The following is a 22,368-nucleotide window of genomic DNA, read 5'->3' on the forward strand; positions in this document are numbered from 1 at the left end:
CCTCACGCGTGCCTATTGGGATCGGTAGCAAACCCCGCGTGTCTTACTGCCAGCACCATAAAGCCGAGCATGGAAGAAGAGAAGCCTCCATGAGAATCACAGCGATGGCCGCCGCCGGCCTGACGGTCGCCATGATCGTGACGGCTTGCCCCGCGCACGCCGACGCGACGGCGCCGGCCGCTTTCGGCCACGGTTACCGGCTGGAGCCACCCCCCGCACCCGACCCCGAGGCCGAGGTCGCAGAGCTGCAGCGGCAGGTGAACGAGCTGCACGACAACTGGGACAACCTCACCCCGGCGCAACGACAACAACGGCTGACTCAGCTTCAGCAGCAGGCCACCACGGTGTCCAACGACGCGCAAAACCTGCCTCCGGCGCAGCGGCCCGGGGTGGAATTGCGGCTGTTGCAAACCATGGCTGCGCTGTTCGACCTGGTGAGAAAGGCGCAGGGGCCCAATCAGCCGTGCTATTTCCCCGCGTGCCTGCCAGGCCTCTGAAATCCGTGAGACCCGGCGCCGGCGGTTTCGCGCCCGCCGAGGTTGGTGGCCGCGGTCACGACGGCCCGCTCGATCTGGCGGAGCGCGTGCACCGCGGTGAGGAATCGTCGGGTGTCGGGCCCCGGTTGGCCGAGTGACCCGCCTTCCCCGTCGCGCTGACGGGCCAGGGTTTCGGCGTTGTCGAGGTCGTCGGCCGCCGAGATGATCGTCGGCCGCTGTCCGGTCCCGATGGCGGCGGCCAGCGCATCGATGTTGCGCCGCGTCTGGGCCGCGGCGGCCGAGAAGGCTTGTTCCACTTCAACGGCGAGCGGTTGCGACCACACCGGGTCCTGATACTGCTCGCTGCTGCGCGCCAGGCTGCGGCCGTACCGGTCGCACGCGGCGAAGATGCGCAGCGCGCGGCGAATGCTGCGCCGTCCGGCCAGGCCGGCGACACCCGCCAGCAGCGGCTTGGCGGTGACCCGGAATTGCTGCAGGTCCCGGTCGAGCCGGCGTGCCTGCTCGGACGGGCTCAGGCTCTCCTGCGCGCCGAACATCGTTGCGGTGGACACGTCGATCAGCGCCGACAGGGTGGCCAGAAAAGTCCGGGTGTCCTCACGGATGGCGGTCCTGGTGTGCGTCGGCAGCACGACGACCGCCACGGTCGCCCCGATGACCGCGCCGATCGCGGTCTCTTCGATCCGCAACATCAGTACGCCGAAAGAGAATTGGCCGAGCAGGCCGTACAGCAACGCCAACATGGTGGTGATCCAGAAGGTCATCAGGCTGTAGGTGACCGTCATGAAATAGAAGGCGCAGAACAGGCACACGAAGATCCCGGTGAGCGCGGCGGCCTTATCGCCGGCCAGCAGCGTGGCCACCAGCACGCCGCAGGGCACGCCGAGCAGGGTGCCGAGCAGGCGTTGCCATCCTTTGGTCAGGGTCTCGCCCCACGAGTTGGTTCCGGCGAAGATGACGAACGCGGCGATCACCGCCCAATACCAGCGGGCCGGAGACACCAGCTCGCCGACGACGATGGCCAGCACCGCGGCGACGGTGACCTGAATGGCCTGCCGGGTGGTCGGCCGGAGACCCTTGATTTCCGCTTCTTCGGGTCCGGCGATGGGTGCGTCATCGGATGCCGGCGGCCGCTCGCTGTCCGCGGCCTCCACGGTTTCGCCGGCGGTGACCGCGCGGTCGACGATGGCCCGGACGTCGGAAGTCGCTGTGGCGGCGTTGATTATCGCCAGGGCGAGCCGGCGCACGGCGACGCCGCCGGGGTCGTCGCCCGCGGGACCGCACTGCTCGTCCAATAGCCGCTGCGCCTGGTCTGCGGCCCGCCGGAGGCCATCGGGCTCGGGAAGGCGGATGGCCCGTGCCAGCCGGGAGAGCGCGTCGACGAGGGCGGCCCGGGTGGGGCCGGGGATGGCGCCCGGGGTCTCGGGGGCCGCCGCGGCGGCCCGCCGGCCGGCCGTGGCCACCCATTCGATCGCCAGTTCGGCGTCCAGCAGCCAGGGGGCCAATTGTTCGGCGGTGACGCCCGGCCACAGCGTGGCGGGGTCGGCCTTGTCCTCGATCTGGCTCTGCACCATCAGGGCGGTCTCGTTGAGCCGAAGGGTGCGCGCCCGCATGCGGCGCCGGCGTCGTTCGTCGAGGTGGCCGGTGCGCACCACTTCGGCCGTGGTGTCCACGACGATCGCCATGCGCGCCCGCAGCGCCCGGATGGTGGCACGCAGCACCCGCTCGGGCCGATCGGGCATGACGTAGGTGGTCATCACGAAGGTGCACACGGTGCCCACCGCGACCGCCCCGATCATCCACGGCAGCTCCGAAATGCGCGCTCGCAGATACAACGTGAAGAAGTAGGACATGAACGCGACCATGCCCAGCGCCCTGCCCCGCGCCCCGAACCGGCGGACGTACGCGGCGGTGAACACGACCACCACGAACACCGCGTCGCTGACCAGCTGGTGGGACGCGAGCACCGCGGCGGCCGTGATGGACACCGCGGCGGGCAGGGGCAACAGCGCCATGGTGATCCGCTGCCGGCGCGGGTCGGGCTCGTTGACGGATCGCGACGCGACCATCGTGATGACGACGCCCAGCAACGCGACGGTCAGCGGCTGTCCCGTCGCCCGGGTCACGGCGTAGAGGGCCAGCAGCGAACAGCCGAGCGCGGCCGTCGTCCGCGTCGCCATCCGCAGCCGAAGCAAACCGGGATCCGAGCCGATCACCCAGTTGCCGGCTTGTTCGTAAAGAACGGTTATCGCCGCGCCCCCTTCTCGCCCGCCGGACCAACCATGGTTACCCGGACTTCGGCACAGGCTAGTCTTCGACATCGTGACAGCGCCGACGCGGGCGAAGCTGGCCGACGGCCGTGACCTGCTGTTCTTCGCGCTGCCCGGCCATCGCCCGGCGCCGGTCGAGGATCGCAGGCCGCTGCCGGCGCCCGGCGGGCAGCAGACCGAGCTCCGGTTCGACCAGACCACGGGGCAGTGGGTGATCGTCGCGGCGCTGCGCCAAGACCGCACCTACAAGCCGCCCGCCGACCAGTGCCCGCTGTGCCCGGGCCCGACGGGGCTGACCAGCGAGGTGCCCGCCCCCGACTACGACGTCGTCGTCTTCGAGAACCGGTTCCCCAGCCTGGCCGGCTCCGGGCCGGCGCTTGCGCCCGCCGGTGACGGCTTCGTGTCCGCCCCGGGGCAGGGCCGCTGCGAGGTGATCTGCTTCTCCAGCGACCACACCGGCTCGTTCGCGGGGCTGGAACCGGCGCACGCCCGGCTGGTCATCGAGGCATGGCGGCACCGCACCGGCGACCTGATGGCCGCGCCGGGGATCGAGCAGGTCTTCTGTTTCGAGAACCGCGGCGAGGAGATCGGGGTGACGCTGACCCACCCGCACGGGCAGATCTACGGCTATCCGTACCTGACGCCGCGCACCGCCGCCATGCTGGACCGGGCGCGCCGGCACCGGACACGCCACGGCACCAACCTCTTCGGCGACCTGCTGGCCGGCGAAGTCGCCGACGGCAGCCGGATCGTCGCGCGCGACGACCTGTTCACCGCGTTCGTGCCGTTCGCCGCGCGCTGGCCGGTCGAGGTGCACATCTACCCGAACAGGTTTGTGCGCAACATCGTCGACCTCGACGAGGACGAACTGGACGGGTTCGCGCGGGCCTACCTCGACGTGCTGCGGAGGTTCGACCGGATGTATGCCTCACCGCTGCCGTACATTTCGGCACTGCACCAGTACACCGACGCCGAAGCCCAGGCCGACGGCTACTTCCACGTCGAGCTGATGTCGATCCGGCGCAGCGCCACCAAGCTCAAGTATCTGGCGGCCTCCGAGTCTGCGATGGACGCATTCATCAGCGATGTCACGCCCGAGAGCGTGGCGCGGCGGCTCAGGGATCTGGGATGACGATCCGGTACGCCGCGCCGGGCCGGATCAACCTGATCGGCGAGCACACCGACTACAACCTGGGGTTCGCGCTGCCGATCGCGTTGCCGCAGCGCACGGTGGTGACGTTCACGCCGGACCGTGGCGAGGCGATCACCGTGGTCAGCGACCACGCGGACGGGCCGGTGCGCATCCCGCTCGGCACCGCCCCCGGCGGGGTGGCCGGCTGGGCCGCCTACGTGGCCGGGGTGATGTGGGCGCTGCGCCAGGCCGGTCACCCGGTGCCCGGCGGCGCGATGCACGTCACCAGCGACGTCCCGATAGGGTCGGGCCTGTCCTCGTCGGCCGCGCTGGAGTGCGCGGTCCTGGGCGCGATCGCGACGGCCGCCGGTGCGCGCGTCGACCCCCGGGAACAGGCGCGGCTCGCCCAGCGCGCCGAGAACGACTACGTCGGCGCCCCAACGGGTTTGCTCGACCAGCTGGCCGCACTATTCGGCCGGCCGGCGACCGCGTTGCTGATCGACTTTCGCGATCTCACGGTCGCGCCGGTGGCCTTCGACCCCGACGCCGCCGGTGTCGCGCTGTTGCTGATCGACTCCCGCGCCCGGCACAGCCACGCCGGCGGCGACTATGCCGCACGCCGCGCGTCGTGCGAGCGGGCGGCCGCGGATCTCGGTGCGTCCTCGCTGCGCGAGGTCCAGGACCGCGGGCCGTCCGCCGTCGCCGCGGTGCGCGACCCGGTCGACGCCCGCCGGGCCCGCCACGTGCTGAGCGAGAACCAGCGGGTGATCGATTGTGTTGCGGCGCTGCAGCGTTCGGACTTCGCCGGGGCCGGGCGGATCTTCACCGCCTCGCACGCGTCCATGCGCAACGATTTCGGAATCACCACGGGGCACATCGACCTGATCGCCGACACCGCGGTACGCGCGGGCGCGCTGGGTGCCCGCATGACCGGTGGGGGGTTCGGGGGCTGCGTGATCGCGCTGGTGCCGGCCGACCGCGCCGACGCGGTCGGCGAGGCGGTGCGAAGCGCCGTGGCCGCCGCCGGTCTCGAGCCGCCGGTCATCACCCGCACCCGCGCCGCCGCCGGCGCGGGGCCCGGGTGAGTGAACGAGCCGACCGGTCACGTCGAAGTTCGGGTGTACGCCGAGCTCAACGACTTCCTGTCTTCCCAGACGCGCGGGACGACGGTGCGCCGACCGTTCCGGCCGCATCAGACCGTCAAGGACGTCCTGGAGGCGATGGGTGTCCCGCACACCGAGGTCGACCTCATCGTGGTGAACGGGTACCCGCGTGACTTCGCCTACCGCCCGGACTTCGGCGACCGCATCGCGGCCTACCCGGTGTTCGAGGCGCTCGACGTCGGGGCGACCGCCCGGCTGCGGCCGGTGCCGTTGCGCGATCCGCGGTTCGTCGTCGACGTCAACCTGGGCAGGCTGGCCTGGCTGCTTCGCCTGCTCGGGTTCGACGTGTGGTGGTCGAACGACGCCGACGACAAGACGCTGGCCGACATCAGCGCCGAGGGGCACCGGATCCTGTTGACCCGCGATCGCGGCCTGTTGAAGCGGCGCGCCGTCACCCGCGGCCTGTTCGTTAGGTCCGGCGACCCCGAAGAGCAGGCGCTCGACGTGCTGCGGCGGCTGGACCTGGGAGAGCGGCTGGCGCCGCTCACCCGCTGTGTGCGCTGCAACGGCGCGTTGACCCGGGTCGCCAAGCAGGAGGTGATCGACCAGTTGGAGCCGCTGACGCGCCAGTACCACGACGAGTTCAGCCGGTGCGCGGAATGCGGGCGGGTTTACTGGCCCGGGTCGCATCACGAGAAATTGGTCCGGCTCGTCGACAGGCTTCGTGACCAGCTCGGATGAATGCCCCCTGCGGGCATCCGGCCCCGACGGGTAGCGGCGCTACTCGGCCGGCGTCAGGCGCACCGCTCGCAGGTGCATCCGGTCGACCGCCTCGGCGAACTCCTCGCGCGTCGGTATGCGTTGATCGCGGAATTTCAGTCCGATCATGCGTTGCGCGCGCCGGACGCCGTAGGACTGGGCGCAGCGCAGGAAGAGGTCGGACACGGCGGCGCGGTCCGCGATGAGTTCCCCGCGCATCGCGGTGGTTTTGCCGTCGTAGACCACCCGCGCGGGTGCGCCGTCGCGGAAGTTCTGCTTCCAGCTCGCCCCGGTCAACGCGTAGAGCTGGCCGTCGATCACGTGCGCGCTGACCGGAAGCGTGAACGGCCGCCCCGATTTCCGCCCGGTGAAGCTCAACACCATCAGCTGCTTGCGGGCGGGTCCGGCGAGCGGGGTGCGAAGCAGGAAACCCATCATCGGGTTGATGACGCGCAGCAGGGCCGACGGTGGGTGCCCGGCGTCTATCGCATATTCCTGCCCTGCCATGTGCTTACCGTAGAGCCAATCAGGGCGTGATGGTGGTCTGGTCGTCGATGACGTTGGTGGCGTCCATCAGCGGGCCTTGGTCGGCCTGCGGGCCCTCGGCGTTGAGCTGCAGCACGTAGACCGCGCCCTGGCTGGGGATCACCACCGTTTTCTGCGCGATGACGCGGGTGGTGCCGTCCTTCTGGTACGTGCCGCCGAGCTGCCACGCTTGGAAGCCGCCGAGCGTGGACGCTTTGCCGTCACCGCCCTCGTATCCTGGCAGGTTCTGCACCTCGCCCGGGGCGTACTGGATGATCTTCGCCGGGTCGACGTCGCCGCTGAGCCTGGAGAACAGCGCCGTAACGGTGGGCGGGTCGGCGGGGTTGCTGGGCTGGGTCGAGACAATTCCGCCGTACGACGTGTCGGCGTTCTGGTTGAGCTGCCAGCCGGCGGGCACCGGCAGGTCGACGTTGGGGCCGGGATCGCCGTGATGGACGGGGGTCTCGGTGATGTGGTTGTCCTTGACGTAGTCGGCGATGGTGTATTTCGCCTTCGCGGCCGGGGCTGCGCTGGTGGCGGACGTCGACGTCGATGTCGACGTGGACGTGGTCGTCGAGGTCGACGATTGATTGCCGGTCTTGTGATCGTGGCCGCAACCGGCGAGCGCCAGACTCAGTGCAACGGAAATGGTTGCTAGCGTCAAATGTTTCATTATCCAATCTCCCGAAAATTGGGGCCGGTACCAGCGCCGACCACGGCGAAATGACAGTAGCCGAATTGGCGAGCAACGTTGCCGATCTTTTGATTTTTTGGCCGGATCGCGGCGGACCGCAAATCGTTATCCAATTCGTTCACGAAAAACAGCCACCCGGTACACCGTTGTCCAGTAAGAGACAGGTATGCGGTCACGCAGGGCCCTCGTCGCACTACTTGCGGCGTCGGTCGTCTTCATGGCATTCGTCGCAGCGGCGCCGCCCATCGCCTACGACGGTGAGCCCGGACTCGTGACCAACCCGGTCGATCACGTCGCCACGCTGATCGGCACCGGAACGGGCGGTCAGACGGTGGGGGAGATCAACAACTTCCCCGGCGCCACTGTGCCGTTCGGCATGGTGCAGTACTCGCCGGACACCGTCGGCAATTACGCCGGCTACAACTACGACAACCCGCGCTCGACCGGGTTCAGCATGACCCACGCCTCGGTGGGTTGCGCCGCGTTCGGTGACATCTCAATGCTGCCGACCACCAATGGAATTGGCTCGCAGCCGTGGAACGCCTGGGAACGGATCGCCCACGACGGCACCGAGCGCGGCGTGCCGGGCTACTACACGGTCCGGTTCCCGGGCACCGGGGTCAAGGCCGAGCTCACCGCCACCACGCGGACGGGCGTCGGCCGATTCAGCTATCCGCGCAACGGCCGCCCCGCGCTGCTACACGTGCGTTCCGGGGCGTCGTTGGCGGGCAACTCCCGCGCGACCATCCAGATCGGCCAGGACAACACCACGATCACCGGCTGGGCCACCAGCGGCGGATTCTGCGGCAAGAACAACACGTACACGGTCTATTTCGCGATGAAGTTCAGCCAGCCTTTCGTTTCCTACGGAGCCTGGGACGGCAATGCGGTGTATCCCGGTGCCCGCAGCGCAAATTCGCCGTACAGCGGCGGGTACGTGGAATTTCCGGCGGGAGCGGTGCTCGAGGTGCGGACCGCGATCTCCTACGTCGGTATCGACGGGGCGCGGGCGAACCTGGCGGCCGAGGGTTCGGCGAGCTTCGACGACGTGAGCCGCACGGCGTCGAGGATGTGGAACGCCGCGCTGTCGCGCATCTCGGTCGCCGGTCGCAACGCCGACGACCTGGAAACGTTCTACACCTCCCTGTATCGATCGCTGCTGCACCCCAACACCTTCAACGACGTGGACGGGCGTTACACCGGGTTCGACGGTGCCGTGCACACCGTGGCCGCGGGGCACACGCAGTACGCCAACTTCTCCGACTGGGACACCTACCGGTGCCTGGCGGCGTTGCAGGCGCTCCTCTTTCCGGACCGGGCCAGCGATATGGCCCAATCGCTCGTGAACGACGCCGAGCAGAGCGGAGCGCTGCCACGGTGGGCGCTGGCCAACGCCGCGACCGCGGAGATGAGCGGGGACAACGTGGTACCGCTCATCGCGAACTTCCACGCCTTCGGCGCCCAGGACTTCGACACCGGGGCGGCGCTGCGCTACATGGTGAACGCGGCGACGAAAGGCGGTGTCGGGCTGGGCGGTTACGTCGAGCGACCGGGGATCGACACGTATCTGAAATTCGGCTACGCGCCGTTCTCCTTCGAGTTCCGCACCGATGGCTGGGTGGCCGACGCGTCGATCACGCTGGAGTGGTCGGTCGACGACTTCGCCATCTCGCGGTTCGCCGATTCGCTCGGTGACCCGGGCACCGCCGCCGAATTCCAGCGCCGGTCCCAGTACTGGCAGAACCTGTTCAACCCGACCACCCGATACATTTCGCCGCGCAACTGGACCAGCTTCTTCCGCGCCGGTCCCGCGTTCGTGGTGTCCCCCTCCGATTTCGGCCAGGTCGGCTTCGACGAGGGCAACGCCACGCAGTACGTGTGGTGGGTGCCGCACAACGTGGCCGGCCTGGTGACCGCGCTCGGCGGCCGGCAGGCGGTGGCCGGGCGGCTCGACGGCTTCACCAAGAAACTCAACGTCGGTCCCAACGAGCCCTACCTGTGGGCCGGCAACGAACCCGGGTTCGGGGTGCCGTGGCTGTACAACTACATCGGTCAGCCGTGGAAGACGCAGCGCACGGTCGACCGGGTGCGCGGCCTGTTCGGCCCGACGGCCGACGGGGAGCCGGGCAACGACGATCTCGGCGCGATGGCCAGCTGGTACGTCTGGGCGGCCCTGGGCCTCTATCCGAGCACTCCGGGAACATCGATACTCACCGTGGGCGCACCGCTGTTCGACCGTGCCGTGATCACGCTTCCCCACGGCAACGCCATTCGGATCTCCGCACCGGGCGCGTCCGGACCGCACCACCTCAAATACATCAGCGGGCTTCGCGTCGACGGCCGGGCCACCGACCACACGTGGCTGCCCGAGTCATTCGTCCGCACCGGCGGGGAGCTTTCCTTCTCGCTTGCCGCCTACCCGGACAGGAATTGGGGCACAAGCGAATCGTCCGCGCCGCCGTCGTTCGGTGCCGGCAGTTCGGCGGTAACGGTCAACGTTCCCAGGCCGATCGTCACGATCGCCCCGGGCAGCACGGGCACGGTCAGGCTGGACGCGCAACGGATGATCGGCGACGCCGGCGGCTACACCGTCACCGGCACCGGCTCCGATGGCGGTATCAGCGTGACGCCCAAGGCGGGCGAGTTCTCCCCGGACGGGTCGGCGAGCATCGACGTCCCCATCGCGGTGGCACGCTCGGTGTCCGAGGAGTACTACTTGGTCTACCTGACCTCGACTGTCGGCCAAAGCTCGCGCACCTCAACGATTCTCGTGGTGGTGCAAGACTCGTCCCAGTGATTCCGCGGCGATCCTCAGATCATCTCGTTCTTGGTCAACCAGCGCATCACCGGCCAGCCGACGAACACGGGCAGCCAGCAGGTGAGCACCCGATACAGCAGCACCGACGGTAGGCCGATCGCCGGCGGGATGCCGAAGGCGGCGAGCCCACCGATCAGCGCCGCTTCGACGGCCCCGACGCCCCCGGGTGTCGGGGCGGCGGAGGCCAGCGTTCCGCCGACCATGGTCACCACGGTGACGGTGACGAACGAAGCACCGCCACCGAATGCCTCGACGCTGGTCCACAGCGCCAGTGCGGCACCGAGAGTCGTTCCGGCGCAACCGAGTACGATCAATCCCAAGCGCTGGGGCTCTCGGGCCACCTCGATGAGGTCGGTTGTCACCTCCTTGAGTTTGGGGCGCACATCCGTCGCCAGCCAGCGGCGCAGCTTGGGTACGAACAAGAAGGTGCCGATAATCCCGAGCGCCACACCCGCGATCAGGTACAGGACCGTGGCGGTGGGGACGAAGTGTGAGAGGTTCATCGATGCGCCCGCAACGAAGCTGAACAGGATCAGCAACACCAGGTGCATGATCACCTGCACGGATTGCTGCAGGGCCACCGCCGTGGTGGCCCGCATGGCGGACAGCCCGCCGCCCTTTTGCAGGTACCGCGTGCTGAGCGCCAACCCGCCCACCCCGGCGGGCGTCGTCGTGGCGGCAAAGGTGTTGGCCACCTGCGCGACCGACAGCTTCCAGAAGCTCACCGTCTCGTCCGCGGACGCCCACAGCGCGGCGGCCGCCCCGACGTAGGTCAGCGCGGACACCGCCAAGCCCAGCAATGCCCACCACCAGTTCGCGGTCCGCAGCTGGGACAAGAACGTGGGCGCGGTGCTGATGAAGGGATATGCGACGTAGACCAGCGCACCGAACAGCACCAGCTGAATGAGCTGACTGCGGGTGAATCGGGTGATCGTCTCGGTTTTGATCTGGTCGGCGCCGGTCTGGCGCTTCACCTCCGCGCGGGCGGCCGAGATGACCGCGCCCGCGTCCGGGATCGACTTCCGGATCGCCCGGGGCACGGCAACTTTCGTCAGTCGGCGTGAGGCGCTCAGGATGGTGTCCCTGTCGAAGGCGTCGATGGCGGCGGCCACCGCCGATTTGGGGTCATACAGGGCCGAGGTGGTCACCAGCAGCTGGGCGATATCGGATTGGAGTTGGGCTTCGGTGGCGCCGTATTCGGCGCTGTGGAAGCCGCCGAAGAGCACGGCGCCGTCGTCGACGGTCATTTCGTTGCCGCGCAGGTCGCCGTGCGCGATCTGCTGGTCATTGAGCGTCCGCAGCGATCGCCACACCCGCTCGACCGGTGTCGACTCCGCGCAGCGGGCCAGCGGCCGGCCACGGGGAGGCTTGTGCGAGTAGAGAATCCAGCCTCGGTCGAGGGTGCCGACCGCGAGCGTCGAGGTGTTGGCCAGATGCACCTCCCCGATGGCGATCGTCATCAGCGCGCGATGCTCGACGGCGCGGCGCATGGAGGTGACCAGGGGTCCGGTCTCGGTATCGCGCAGCCGCAGCTTGATCCAGAGTTGGCGCAGCGTGCCGCCGCTGCGTTGGTGTGGGCCGTACAGCTCGACGACCGCCGCGCCGTCGGGCTGCTCGCATCCGGCCGAAAGGACGAGCGGGCCGCGACCCGCCGGCCGGACCACGGTGAGCCGCGAGACGACGAAGCCGCGCCTGGCCATCGCGCGCACGGCCGCCTCCAGCGGGACCTCGAGCGCGGGGGTGCCGACCACGAGGACCACCAGCGAGCCCACGAGCCAGCCGACCGCCAGGCCCAACAGCGCTCGGGCCGGCACGATCGCGCTGACCACCAGGTGGATCGGCACGAAGGCCAGCAGCAGCGCCCACCACCAGTGCCGCCAGCGCGCGGGCAGCCAGGGACCGGAGACGGTCAGCACCGCCGCCAGCATGGCGATCCAGCGCGGGTCGTCGAGGAACTGGCCCAGCACGGTCTGCAGGCGTTCGGAGAGGTCGAAGTGCCACCGGGGTGCCGAGAACCCGTTGCCGCCCACCGACAGCGGCAGCGCCGCCAGCAGCGCGGCGGCCGCGTACGCCCCCAGCAGTTTCCATTGCCGGCCGACGATCAGGCCGATCAAGATCATGAACGGCAGCGCGAGGATGGCCACGCCGTATGCGAGGTACACCAGGTCGGACTGCCGGGGGGAGAGCACCCCGACGATCTGCGAGATCGACTTCTCCAGCGCCTCCCACTGCGGCCTGGTGATCAGCGAACTCGTGATCACCACCGCCAGGAAGGCCGCGCTGGCGGCCAGCCGCAGGATGTCGTTGGTGCGCCGGGTCAACGGCTGCAGCAAGCTGCCGGAAACGCTGATCTCGCGCCCGTCGACTCGCATGTGGTAACGATCCTTCGGATCCGTTCGGCGGCGCTGCCAATCTGCTCGCCGGCTCGCCGACAACTTAACGCGCATACCCGGCCGCGGGACAGCTCCCACCCAGCGGGCGCGCGTAGGGTCGGGTAGGTAGTCGGGCTAGCGAATTGGAGGGACGAGCGTGGCGAGAACCGACAACGACAGCTGGGAGATCACCGAGAGCGTGGGGGCGACGGCACTGGGCGTGGCTTCGGCGCGCGCCGCGGAGACGCGAAGCGAGAACCCCTTGATCCGTGATCCGTTCGCCCAGATCTTCCTCGACGCCGCCGGCGACGGGGTGTGGAATTGGCACTCCGCGCCGCAGCTGCCGGACGAACTCGTCGAGGCCGAGCCGGAGTTACCGCTGCAGATGCGGGCGATGGTCGGCTACATGGCCTCGCGGACGGCGTTTTTCGACGAGTTCTTCCTCGCCGCGACGCGTGCGGGGATCCGGCAGGCGGTGATCCTGGCGGCGGGCCTGGACGCGCGGGCGTGGCGGTTGCCGTGGCCCGACGGCACGACGGTCTACGAGTTGGACCAGCCCCGGGTGCTGGACTTCAAATTGTCGACGCTGGCCGAACACGGGGCGCAGCCCGCGTGTCACCGGGTCGCCGTCCCCGTGGATTTGCGCCACGACTGGCCGATGGCGTTGCGGCAGGCGGGTTTTGACCCGTCGGCGCCCAGTGTGTGGTCGGCCGAAGGGCTGATGCCGTATCTGCCGGCCGCTGCCCAGGAGTTGTTGTTCCACCGCGTGCACCAGCTGACCGCGCCCGGCAGCCGGGTCGCGGTGGAGGCGCTGGGACCGAAGTTCTGCGACCCCGAGTTCCGCGCGAAGCGTCGTGCGCGGATGGACCGGGTCCGCGCGCTGATGGCGCGGGTGGCCCCGGAGCGGGAGGTGCCGAGGACCGACGAGCTGTGGTACTTCGAGGAGCGCGAGGACGTCGGCGACTGGTTTCGCCGCCACGGCTGGAGCGTGACCGTCACCCCGTCCGACGAGCTGATGGCCGGCTACGGCCGGGCGGCGCCCCAAGAGGTGGCCGACGCCGTGCCGGGAAATCTGTTCGTGACCGCGCAGCGGAGTCAGGGCTAGCGGCCCTCCGGTTCCGACGCCTCGCTGCGGCCGGCGCGCCACTTGCGGTACCCGCGTCGCGCGGCGACCGCGCCGACGATGGCGGTCAGGCACCACACCGCGACGGCCGAATAGGCCAACCACGACGACCGGTTCGCGATCGATGCGCCCAGCGCGGTGTAGGCGAACGCCCGGGGCACCGAACCGATGAACGAGCCGATCGCCATCTGCCACAACGGAACGCCGAATGCGCCGAACGCGTAGGAGGCCAGCGCGTCCGATATCCCGGGGACGAAGCGCTGGCCGACGACGGCCCACAGCCCGCGGCGTTCGATCAACGCGTCGATGCGGTCCGCGCGCGCCGGTCCCAGCAGCGCCCGGGCGCTGTTCCGGCCGGCCCGACGGCCGATGAGGCCGGCCACCATCGCGGTGCCCACCGTCGCGCCGAGCGTCACGGCGACACCCAATAGCGGGCCGAACAACAACCCGCTGCCCGCGGCCAGTATCGAGCCCGGCACGAACACCGCGCCCAGCGCGGCCGACAAGACGACGTAGGTGACGGGCGCCGCGGAACCGGTCGCCGAGACAGTGCGCCGCACTTCCTCGACGTCGACGACACGCGCGACGGCCACCAGGTAGAACACCGCGAGCAAGAACGCGGCGAACACCGCGAGCCGCAGGATGTGGGGTCGCCGGGATGCCGGTGGCGCACCGTCCTCGTCAATCATCGTGTCCGCGATCCTGCCGTACCGGCACGGCCGCGGCGCTAGGCGGGCCCGGCAGCGGACCTGAGCCGCTGGCGCAGCCCGCTCGCGCGCACCACGCGGCGGCCGATCGCGGCGCGTACCGCGCTCTCCGAACCGACCACGCGCACCTTGGTTTTGGCGCGCGTCACCGCCGTATAGAACAGCTCACGGGTGAGCAGGCGAGAGTCTTGCGGGGGCAGCAGCACGGTCACCTCGTCGGCCTGGCTGCCTTGGCTCTTGTGGATGGTCATCGCATACATCGTCTCGACGTCGGAGAGCCGGCTGGTCGCGAATTCCAGCCGCCCCGCGGCCCCGGCGATCACGGCCCGCAATCCCTCCTGATGGGCGACCACCACACCGGTGTCGCCGTTGTACACGCGCAACCCGTAGTCGTTGGCGGTGACCAGCAACGGTCGGCCCGCGTACCACTGGGACCACACCGGCAGGCCGCTCTCCTCGGTGAGCCATCGATGGACCTGCCGGTTCCACCGCTCGACCCCGAACGGGCCATGGCGGTGCGCGCACAACAGCCGGTGCCGGTCGAGTTCCTGCAGCGCGACCGCGTCGGCTCCCAACACGGCGGCCTCCCGCACGCGAAGCGCGTGGGGGACAAGGATTGCCCGCAGGCGATCGGTCGGCTCCTCGTCGTCCACCCAGTCGATGTGATCGCCGCCGGACCGCAGCACCGCGATCACCCGGTCGGCGTCACCGACGCGGATCGCGTCGGCGAGCGCACCGATCGACTCGCCGAAACGGTGCGACGACAGCAGGGCGGCGACCCGCCGGTCGTGGCGGGCGGACAGGCCGTCGACCAGATCGGCCAGCACCGCTCCGGCCTCCACCGACGCCAGTTGGTCGGGATCGCCGACGAGGATCAGCCGCGCGTCGGTCCGCACCGCCTCGAGCAGCCTCGCCATCATCGTCAACGACACCATCGACGTCTCGTCGACGACGATCACGTCGTGCGGCAACCGGTTGGCCCGGTGGTGCCGGAACCGCACCGACGTGTCGGGGCGGCTGCCGAGCAGCCGGTGCAGCGTCACCGCCTCCAACCCGGCCAGGCGCTCACGGTCGCGGGGTTGGAGCCTGGCGACCTCGGCGGCCACCGCTTCGGTCAACCGCGCGGCCGCCTTGCCGGTCGGCGCGGCCATCGCGATCCGCAGACCCGCCCCGCCCGATCGGTCCGCCTGGTCGCTCAGCAGCGCGAGCAGGCGGGCGACGGTCGTCGTCTTGCCCGTCCCCGGACCGCCGGTGAGCACCGTAACCGCTTGGGACAGCACGATTTGCGCCGCCGCCCGCTGTTCGTCATAACCGGACGGGAAGAGCCGCTCGAGGACGGGCGCCTCGACCGGCGCTTCGGGCACCGACAGCGCCAGCAGGTCGGCGCAGACCTGGGTCTCTTCGCGCCAATACCGATCGAGGTACAGCAGGCGATCCGCGTAGAGTCGCAGGACCGGCGGGTCGGCGACCAGCGTGCTCGAACGCACCGACGTCAGCCAGGACACCGGCTTTGGCCACGGCAACTCCGGCGCGTCGCAGTCCGCGGCGACGGTGGACAGGTCGACGCACACCGCGCCGCCGCGCAGCGCACGAACCAGCAGCGCGAGCGCCAGCGCCACCGCTTCGTCGGACTCGCCCGCCAGCGCCGTGATGCGTTGCGCCGCATGCACGTCCGCGGCATCCAGCACGCCCGCGCCGTTGAATTCGCCGAGCAGACCACCGGCGGCCAGTGCGAATCGGTGGTCGAGTCGATCCGGGGAGACTTCCTCGAGGGTGCTCATGCGGCGCGCGGCCCCGCGTCGAGCAGATCGGACAGGGCGACCGCCAGCTCGGCCGGCGGCCCCCAGCTGAACACTCCGCAGGGCTGGCCGCCGGGCGCCGGTGTGGCGGCGCCGCACATGCCGCGCACGAACAGGTACAGCACTCCGCCCAGGTGCCGCGCTGGGTCGTAGCCGGCCTGGCGCCAACGCAGGAAGCGGTGTAGCACAACGAGATACAGCAGCGCCTGCAGCGGATAGTCGGAGTGCAGCATCGCTTCGGTCAGCGTGGGGAAGCTGTAATCGGCCGCGGTGGCACCGAGCATGTTGGTCTTGTAATCGACAACGAGGTAGCGCGGCCCGGGCACTCGCAGCACGGCGTCGATCGAGCCGGACAGGTAGCCTCGCAGCGGCTGGCGGCCCAAGCCGTCGGATCTCAACCGGTTCGCGTAACCGGCCAGGGGATCGTCGGGCGGAAGGTATCGGCTCAGCAACTCACCGACGTCGGAGAGCCGGATGTCGGTCACCTCGCCACGAGAATCACCGCCCGCCAGCGGGATCTCGAAGGCCAACTCGCGCAGTCGATCCGGGAGCGCGATCTGACGCAAGGTCATGCCGGGCGCCAAGGGACCCAGCGCCGTGTCATGCAGGGGGACCAAGGCCGAAGCCAACCCGGCGGGATCGGCGTCCACCGGCCACCAGGCCGAATGCATGCGTACCTGCGCCTCCAATTCGGCCGTCAGGTCGGGCGCCGACGGGTCGGCGTTCTCCAGCACCGCGTGCACCAACGACCCGAACGTCGCGCCTGCCGGCAGGTCGGCCATCGGGGAGGACGTGTCCGCACCGACGACCGGCGGGGTCGCGGCCGGGGTCACCTCGACCTCGTCGTCGCGAGCGCCGGTCTCCGGCTCGCTACCCAGGCCGCGCTCGTCGGCGTCGCGGATCAGTGCCGAGTACGACGTGCGCCGCCAGGCGGTGTCGATCACACGGTGAAAGTGCCGCACCGCCAAGTTGGTTGGCGGTGCCGGCCCCGCAACGGCGGGGGCGCCGGCGACGACGGCCTCCTCGATCACCGGGCCGCCCGCCGCCTCCCAGGCGTCGAAGCGGGCCCGCGCTTCCTCGTCGGAGACCGTCTTCGGATCGCAGCGGTCCGGCACTTCGGCCTCGCCGAGGCGCCGGCCCCGCATCAGCCGCGACAACCCGCCGTTGGGTTCGTCCCAGGACGGCGCCCACCACGCCACCACCTGCGACTGCGCCCGGGTCAGCGCGACGTAGGTGAGCCGGATGTCGTTGCGCGCCGCCTCGGCCCGGCTGAACCTCTCGATCTCGGCGAGGTCCGGGCTCTCGGGCCCGCCGATGTGCAGGCAGCGAACGCCGGCGTCGTCGTGAAACATCGGGATGTCCTCGATGAAGACGTGCCGGTTGAACGCGAACGGCAGGTAGACGATCGGGAACTGCAAACCTTTGGCTCCCCACACCGTCATGACCTGTACCGCGGCCGAGTCGCTGTCGATGCGCCGATTGCGTTCGGGCGGACCGTCGCGCTCGTCGCATTGCCGGCGGAGCCAGTCGCGCAGCGCCGGCAGGGTCAGCCGATCCCGGTGCGAAACGCCGTGCAGCAGTTGCGCGATGTGGGCCAGGTCGGTCATCGTGCGCTCGCCGCCCTGCTCCGCGAGCACGCGCCGGCCCATCCCGGCCAACTGCGCCGCCTCGAACACCGCGGCCGGTCCGCGCTCCCGCAGCTGGCCCGACCAGTCCCGCAACGTGGCGGCCACCTCGTCGGTGAGCTCGTCGCCCCCGGCGGCCAGCGCGTGGGCTGTCTTGCCGAAGAACACCGTCGCCGCGGCGGCACGGACCATCCCGCTGCGGTGGGTCTGGTCGAACGCGTTGAGCAGGCACAGCCAATCCTCTGCGGCCTGGGAGAGGAACACATCGGCGTCGCCGGTGTAGACGGCGGGAATTCCGGCTTGTATCAGGGCGCTTTGGCACGCCCGGGCGTCCTCACCGGTCTCCACTATCACCGCCACGTGACCGGGCTCGACGGGGACACCGCCGAACGTGGCGCCGCCCGCCCGCAGGGCGCCGATGTCGGCGGCCAGATCGGCGGTGATGTAGCGGCGGAGCTCGGACATCGGAATGGTTTTGGACTGGTCGACCCCGAACATGGAGCGGCTGACCAGGCGCAGCCGAAACGGGGCGTTGCGCGGCGCGCCCGAAAGCCGGTGGCCCCCCAGGCGCGTCTCGACCTCGCCCACCACGATGCCGGGATCGCCCAGCGCCGCGCCGTGCAGCACGGTCTGCAGACGCTCGACCAGTGCGGTGTCGCTGCGCCAATTGACGTCCAGCGTGCGCCGCTCGCCGGCGGTGCGGGCGGCCTCCAGATAGGTGTAGATGTCGCCGCCGCGAAAGCCGTAGATCGCTTGCTTGGGATCGCCGATCAGCACCACGGTGGAGTGGCCGCCGAACGCGCGCCCGATCACCTCCCACTGAATGGGATCGGTGTCCTGGAACTCGTCGACCATGACGATGGGCCAACGCGCCCGCATCCGGTTGGCGGCGTCGGAATCCCGCGTGCGCAACGCGGCGGCGAGCCTGCGCAGCAGGTCGTCGTAGCCCAGGATGGCGAGCTGGTGCTTGCGGAGCTCCAACTCGGCGAGCACATCGGTGGCGAACCGGAGTCGCACCGCGGCAACGGAATCCGCGTCGGGCCGCTGCGGCCGCAGCTCCGCGCACGGGTCGCGGACCACCGCACGGGCCAGCGCCAGCGCGGCGGGGTGACTGAACGCCGCGTCGTCACGTTCTGACGCGAAGCGCGCGAGGTAGAGGTCGTCGACGATCTGGGTGACGAGGTCGTCGAGGCTTTCGACCAGCGTCACGCCGGCGTCGGTGTCTCCGGCGACGCCGAGGGATTTCAGCACCATGCTGCAGAACTCGTGGGTGGTGGCGATGGTGGCCGCGTCGAATCCCGCCAGCGCGTCGGTGAGTCTGCCGCTGCGCGCGCCGCGGTCGGCGGCGGTGCCCCGCATCAGGTGGGCGACCAACTCGTTGGGGGCGCCGGATGCCGGATCGCAGAGTGCGGCAACGGTTTGCGCGATCTGGGCCCGGACGCGCTCGCGCAATTCCCGGCTGGCGGCGCGGCTGAAGGTGATCAGCAGCATCTCGTCGAGGGTGGCCAGGCCGTCGGCGAGATAGCGGGTGACCAGGCCGGCGAGCGCGAAGGTTTTTCCCGTGCCGGCGCTGGCCTCCAGGACCGTCGTGCAGCCGGGCCCGGGCAGGGGGCCGAGCAAATCGAAGCGGTCCATCAGCGCACCTCAGAGCGAAGCATCGGCAGCCACAGCCGCGCGGCCAGTGCGCCCAGGCGGGAGTCTTCCCCGCCGACCTCCTCGCCCAGATGCGGCGCGCCTAGCAAGACGCTCAGCGGCGCCCGTTTGCCCCAGAGCTTTTCGTGCGCGGGCTCCGCGTTCTCGCCGTGGAAGTTGTTCTGTGAGTGCCACCGCCAACCGGCCGCCCGGACCGGGTCTCGGCCGCTGTGGCGGGCCTCGGCCCAGGCGAACGACGTTCGGACCGGCAGCGGCAGCGGCTCCCTGCGGCCCGCGTCGTAGAGGCGCACCAGGTCACGCAAGGCCTCACCGGGGCCGGGCGGCGGTCCCAGCAGTCGCTGCTCGATGCGGTGGTCGGTTCTTGCGCGCCCGATGCACAGGGCCGCCCAGTCGCGGTCCGGCACGGCGGTGCTCAAGGCGAGCAGTGGAATCCAGGACTCCATCAGGTGCTTGCCACCCAGCTTGGAGAAGGTGACCGAAACCGTGCGCTCGCCGAAGACCGGCGTCACGGTGCCGGTGAGGCGGCGGCCGCCGCCGAGGTCCACGTCGACGTCGTACGCGTCGGCGTCAACGCCGCGGTGCCGTAACGCCGTTCGCGCCAGATCGGCGGCCTGGTCGCGGATCTCGATGGCCTTGCGCATCCCGAGGCGACCGGGCGGCAGGGTCCCCCGCCGCCATTCGGCGTTGGCGGCGGTGTCCGGATGCATGCCGTGCAGCATGTCGCGCAGCATGCGATCGCCGACGGTCCACTCCGCCAAATTGTCGATCTGGACCGGCATCTCGTCCTCGAGGTCCTCGACCTCCCAGGGCAGCACGTAGTCCAGGGCGCGGAAGAAGCCCTTCACCGGATCCCGGAGGAAGGTGACCAAGTCGGCCAGGGCGACGTCGTCGTGCGGTGGCTCGGAAAGCGGGCCGGCGAAGAACGGGCGGGCGGCGTGCCGGTCGCCGGCCGCGGCCCGGGCGGCCACCATCGTGGTGGGGTCGAAGGTGAACGGCTGGCCCGGGACCAGTTCACCGGGGGTGACGTTGCGAATGTCGAAGGGCTGCAAAGGATGACGCACGACCACGCGCCCGCGCACGCGCTCGCAGGCCGTCTGGTCCAGTGCGTCCAGCAGCTCGGACAGCGGCACGGCCGGCGGGCGCGGGTGACCGGTGTGTTCGTCGTTACCGGTGTAGGTGATCACCAGCGTCTCGGTGGCCGCGCAGATCGCGTCCAGCAGCAACTGCCGGTCCTCCGAACGGATGTCGCGTTCGCCGGTCATCGGCACCCGGGCCAGCGCGTCGTCGCCGTCGGGCCGGCTGAAGCGGGGGAAGACACCGTCGTCGAGGCCGAGCAGGCACACCACCCGGTGGGGAACGGAGCGCATCGGGACCATGGTGCAGACGGTCAACGTGCCGGTGCGGAAGTTCGCGCGAGTCGGTCGCCCGGCCAGGTGCCCTGCCAGCAGCGCGCGCACATCGGGCAGGCGCATCATGGTCGAGTCGCGGGAACCGGCCTGCTCCAAGGCGTTTGCGAACTCGCTGCGGAGCTGCCCGGCCTGCCATGCGTCATCGGTGCCCACCTGCGTGAGCGCGGTGACCCCGGTGGTGAGCGCGTCGATCCACTCGGTCAACGGCCGGGGCCCGTCCAGCGCATCCACCGCGGATTGCAGCCGCGCGACGTATTCGGCCAGCCGCCCGGCCAGCTCGACCTTGTTGCTGCCGACGTCGTCGAGCGGTAGCGCGGTGTTCAGCCAGGCCTGCGAGTCGTCGGACATCGCGACGCCGGTGAGGATGCGGTCGAGTCCGAAACGCCATGTGTTGTGCAGGATGTGGTCCAGCCCGTAGGGCGCGCGCTGTTCCTTGTCGAACCCCCACCGGATCCCCGATTCCCGCACCCACGCGGTCATCGAGTCGAGGTTGTCGTCGGTGAACGCGAAGCGGGCCCGCACCGGCGCGGCCTGCGCGAGGTTCAGCACCTCGGTGGCGGTGGCGCGGCCGCCCGCGAAGTTCAGCAACTGCTCGGCCACGCCGAGGAGCGGGTTGGTCTGGGCGGGGGACCGGTCGGCCAGGCGCACCCGCAGCCGGTGCGCGGGGTGACCTTCCCCGGTCAGGTCCCCCAGTCCGAACCCGGCGACGATCAGGGGGGCGTAGGTCTCGATGTCGGGGCACATCACGACGATGTCGCGGGGCTCGAGCGTCGGGTCGTCTTCGAGCAACCCGAGCAGCACCTCGCGCAGCACGTCGATCTGCCGCCCCGCGCCGTGGCAGCTGTGCACCTGCACCGAGCGGTCACCGGGGGACGGTTTGCGGCCCGTCGGCCTGACCGCATTGGCCGCGATGTCGGACTGCAGCCAGCCCAGCAGGGTATCGGATCGCGTTGCGGCGCCGATGAATTCATCGGTGGCACGGGAGGCCGGCAGCCCCCGCTGCAATTCGCGGAGGTCGCGGCCGAGGGTCTGTAGCAATGGGTGGCGCGCCGCGCGCCGGCTGTCGTCGTCGCGGCGGCGCACCACGCCGTGAACGCCGGTCAAACCCCGCCACAGCCGATCGCTCGGGTGCGGCAGCCACAGGTGCAGGTCGTGGTGCGCCGCGGCCGCCTCGAGGAGCTCCACATCGGTGCGCGACAACCGGGTGTGGCCGAACAGCGACAGCCGCGCGGGCAGGTCGCACGGGCCTGCCAGCAGCCGGGCGATCGTGCTCCGGTGGCGGGCGTGCGGGGGATCGGCCGGGATGATCGCCGCCACCGCCCGCCACAGTTCCGGCTGCCAGGCCAGGTCGGCGTCGAGGTCGTCCGGGCCCTCGTCGCCGGTCAGCCAGTCGGCCAGCAGCTGGGGACGCTGGCTTGCGTAGGAGGCGAACAACCCGGCCAGCCGGCGCGCGACCGAATAACGCCTGCCGCGGCGCAACTCCGCCTCGGGGCCCGTGTCGAAGTGGCCCAAATGCGTTGCCAGCGTGCGACACCACGGCTCGTCCAGGGAGCAGTCGATCACCTCCAGCAACGGCCAGGTCATGGCGTCCGGCGACCAGGGATCCTTGTCGGCGGTGCCGGTGAGCTCGGCGATCAGGGACGAGGGGCTGCGAAACGCCACCCCCGCGCACACCCCGTCGCCGCCCGGGCCGCCCCGGGAGCGGCCGAGCAGATGCGACAGCCGCTGGCTGAGCCAGCGCTCTACGCCCCGTGCGGGAACCAGCACCAGCTCTTCGGCGAACGGGTCGATGGGCGGGTTGGCCAGCAGGGCCCCGAGAGCGTCGGCAAGGAGATCGGTGCGTTCGGCACGGTGGAGATGAAGCGCCATTGCGGTGCAACGATAG

At 70.4% G+C, this 22,368-nt stretch carries 14 protein-coding genes; 6 read left to right on the forward strand and 8 right to left on the reverse strand.

The annotated features are described in order from the left end of the window. Positions 1-89 precede the first annotated feature (89 nt). Positions 90-497 (forward strand): hypothetical protein, encoded by a 408-nt coding sequence (locus tag G6N51_RS22780; RefSeq protein ID WP_083171646.1) that lies wholly within the window; start codon positions 90-92, stop codon positions 495-497. Here the strand turns inward: G6N51_RS22780 and G6N51_RS22785 are convergent. After that, positions 467-2,710 carry an FUSC family protein gene (locus G6N51_RS22785; protein ID WP_083171645.1) on the reverse strand — a complete coding sequence of 748 codons (2,244 nt, stop codon included), beginning with the start codon at positions 2,708-2,710 and terminating at the stop codon, positions 467-469. The genes G6N51_RS22780 and G6N51_RS22785 overlap by 31 nt on opposite strands. A gap of 106 nt (positions 2,711-2,816) precedes the next feature. Here G6N51_RS22785 and galT point away from each other — a divergent pair, with 106 nt between their 5' ends. The 3 genes from galT to G6N51_RS22800 are packed head-to-tail and all read left to right on the forward strand — an operon-like array spanning position 2,817 to position 5,740. Beyond that, entirely contained in the window at positions 2,817-3,896 is a 1,080-nt protein-coding gene (gene galT / locus G6N51_RS22790) for a galactose-1-phosphate uridylyltransferase (RefSeq protein ID WP_083171644.1), read from the forward strand. Continuing rightward, positions 3,893-4,981 carry a galactokinase gene (locus G6N51_RS22795; protein WP_083171643.1) on the forward strand — a complete coding sequence of 363 codons (1,089 nt, stop codon included), beginning with the start codon at positions 3,893-3,895 and terminating at the stop codon, positions 4,979-4,981. Before galT ends, G6N51_RS22795 begins: the two co-directional genes overlap by 4 nt. Then, on the forward strand, positions 4,982-5,740 hold the full coding sequence (locus G6N51_RS22800; RefSeq protein ID WP_083171642.1) for a Mut7-C RNAse domain-containing protein: 759 nt from the start codon (positions 4,982-4,984) through the stop codon (positions 5,738-5,740). Positions 5,741-5,779: 39 nt separating this feature from the next. On the opposite strand, the gene G6N51_RS22805 is transcribed toward G6N51_RS22800, so the two are convergent. Next, a complete protein-coding gene (locus tag G6N51_RS22805; RefSeq protein ID WP_083171641.1) occupies positions 5,780-6,265 on the reverse strand; it encodes a hypothetical protein in 486 nt (161 codons plus the stop codon). A 19-nt stretch (positions 6,266-6,284) separates the two neighbouring features. Further along, positions 6,285-6,956: an LpqN/LpqT family lipoprotein gene (locus G6N51_RS22810; protein ID WP_083171640.1), complete on the reverse strand. Its 672-nt coding sequence runs from the start codon at positions 6,954-6,956 to the stop codon at positions 6,285-6,287. 187 nt (positions 6,957-7,143) lie between these two features. Here G6N51_RS22810 and G6N51_RS22815 point away from each other — a divergent pair, with 187 nt between their 5' ends. After that, entirely contained in the window at positions 7,144-9,774 is a 2,631-nt protein-coding gene (locus G6N51_RS22815; protein ID WP_083171639.1) for a GH92 family glycosyl hydrolase, read from the forward strand. A gap of 14 nt (positions 9,775-9,788) precedes the next feature. Here the strand turns inward: G6N51_RS22815 and G6N51_RS22820 are convergent, their stop codons facing one another. Further along, a complete protein-coding gene (locus G6N51_RS22820; RefSeq protein WP_083171638.1) occupies positions 9,789-12,167 on the reverse strand; it encodes a lysylphosphatidylglycerol synthase transmembrane domain-containing protein in 2,379 nt (792 codons plus the stop codon). Between the two features lie 157 nt (positions 12,168-12,324). On the opposite strand from G6N51_RS22820, the gene G6N51_RS22825 reads away from it, so the two are divergent. After that, a complete protein-coding gene (locus G6N51_RS22825; protein WP_083171637.1) occupies positions 12,325-13,272 on the forward strand; it encodes a class I SAM-dependent methyltransferase in 948 nt (315 codons plus the stop codon). Here the strand turns inward: G6N51_RS22825 and G6N51_RS22830 are convergent. The 4 genes from G6N51_RS22830 to recC are packed head-to-tail and all read right to left on the reverse strand — an operon-like array spanning position 13,269 to position 22,352. Continuing rightward, positions 13,269-13,979: a TVP38/TMEM64 family protein gene (locus G6N51_RS22830; RefSeq protein WP_083171636.1), complete on the reverse strand. Its 711-nt coding sequence runs from the start codon at positions 13,977-13,979 to the stop codon at positions 13,269-13,271. The genes G6N51_RS22825 and G6N51_RS22830 overlap by 4 nt on opposite strands. A 38-nt stretch (positions 13,980-14,017) precedes the next feature. Beyond that, positions 14,018-15,778, reverse strand: coding sequence for an exodeoxyribonuclease V subunit alpha (recD, locus tag G6N51_RS22835; RefSeq protein ID WP_083171635.1), 1,761 nt, complete (start codon positions 15,776-15,778; stop codon positions 14,018-14,020). After that, complete coding sequence (locus G6N51_RS22840) at positions 15,775-19,056, reverse strand: UvrD-helicase domain-containing protein (protein ID WP_083171634.1); 3,282 nt, start codon at positions 19,054-19,056, stop codon at positions 15,775-15,777. The genes recD and G6N51_RS22840 overlap by 4 nt, the downstream gene beginning before the upstream one ends. After that, positions 19,056-22,352 carry an exodeoxyribonuclease V subunit gamma gene (gene recC / locus G6N51_RS22845; protein WP_083171633.1) on the reverse strand — a complete coding sequence of 1,099 codons (3,297 nt, stop codon included), beginning with the start codon at positions 22,350-22,352 and terminating at the stop codon, positions 19,056-19,058. Before recC ends, G6N51_RS22840 begins: the two co-directional genes overlap by 1 nt. Positions 22,353-22,368 lie beyond the last annotated feature (16 nt).

Origin of the sequence: Mycobacterium paraseoulense, assembly GCF_010731655.1 — a bacterium.
In the GTDB taxonomy this organism is placed as follows: Bacteria; Actinomycetota; Actinomycetes; order Mycobacteriales; family Mycobacteriaceae; genus Mycobacterium; species Mycobacterium paraseoulense.

Coding starts and splice junctions, on each gene's coding strand:
- G6N51_RS22780 (WP_083171646.1), top strand. CDS start 90: ATGAGAATCACAGCGATGGCCGCCGCCGGCCTGACGGTCGCCATGATC.
- G6N51_RS22795 (WP_083171643.1), top strand. CDS start 3,893: ATGACGATCCGGTACGCCGCGCCGGGCCGGATCAACCTGATCGGCGAG.
- G6N51_RS22805 (WP_083171641.1), bottom strand. CDS start 6,265: ATGGCAGGGCAGGAATATGCGATAGACGCCGGGCACCCACCGTCGGCC.
- G6N51_RS22810 (WP_083171640.1), bottom strand. CDS start 6,956: ATGAAACATTTGACGCTAGCAACCATTTCCGTTGCACTGAGTCTGGCG.
- G6N51_RS22815 (WP_083171639.1), top strand. CDS start 7,144: ATGCGGTCACGCAGGGCCCTCGTCGCACTACTTGCGGCGTCGGTCGTC.
- G6N51_RS22820 (WP_083171638.1), bottom strand. CDS start 12,167: ATGCGAGTCGACGGGCGCGAGATCAGCGTTTCCGGCAGCTTGCTGCAG.
- G6N51_RS22830 (WP_083171636.1), bottom strand. CDS start 13,979: ATGATTGACGAGGACGGTGCGCCACCGGCATCCCGGCGACCCCACATC.
- recD (WP_083171635.1), bottom strand. CDS start 15,778: ATGAGCACCCTCGAGGAAGTCTCCCCGGATCGACTCGACCACCGATTC.
- G6N51_RS22840 (WP_083171634.1), bottom strand. CDS start 19,056: ATGGACCGCTTCGATTTGCTCGGCCCCCTGCCCGGGCCCGGCTGCACG.
- recC (WP_083171633.1), bottom strand. CDS start 22,352: ATGGCGCTTCATCTCCACCGTGCCGAACGCACCGATCTCCTTGCCGAC.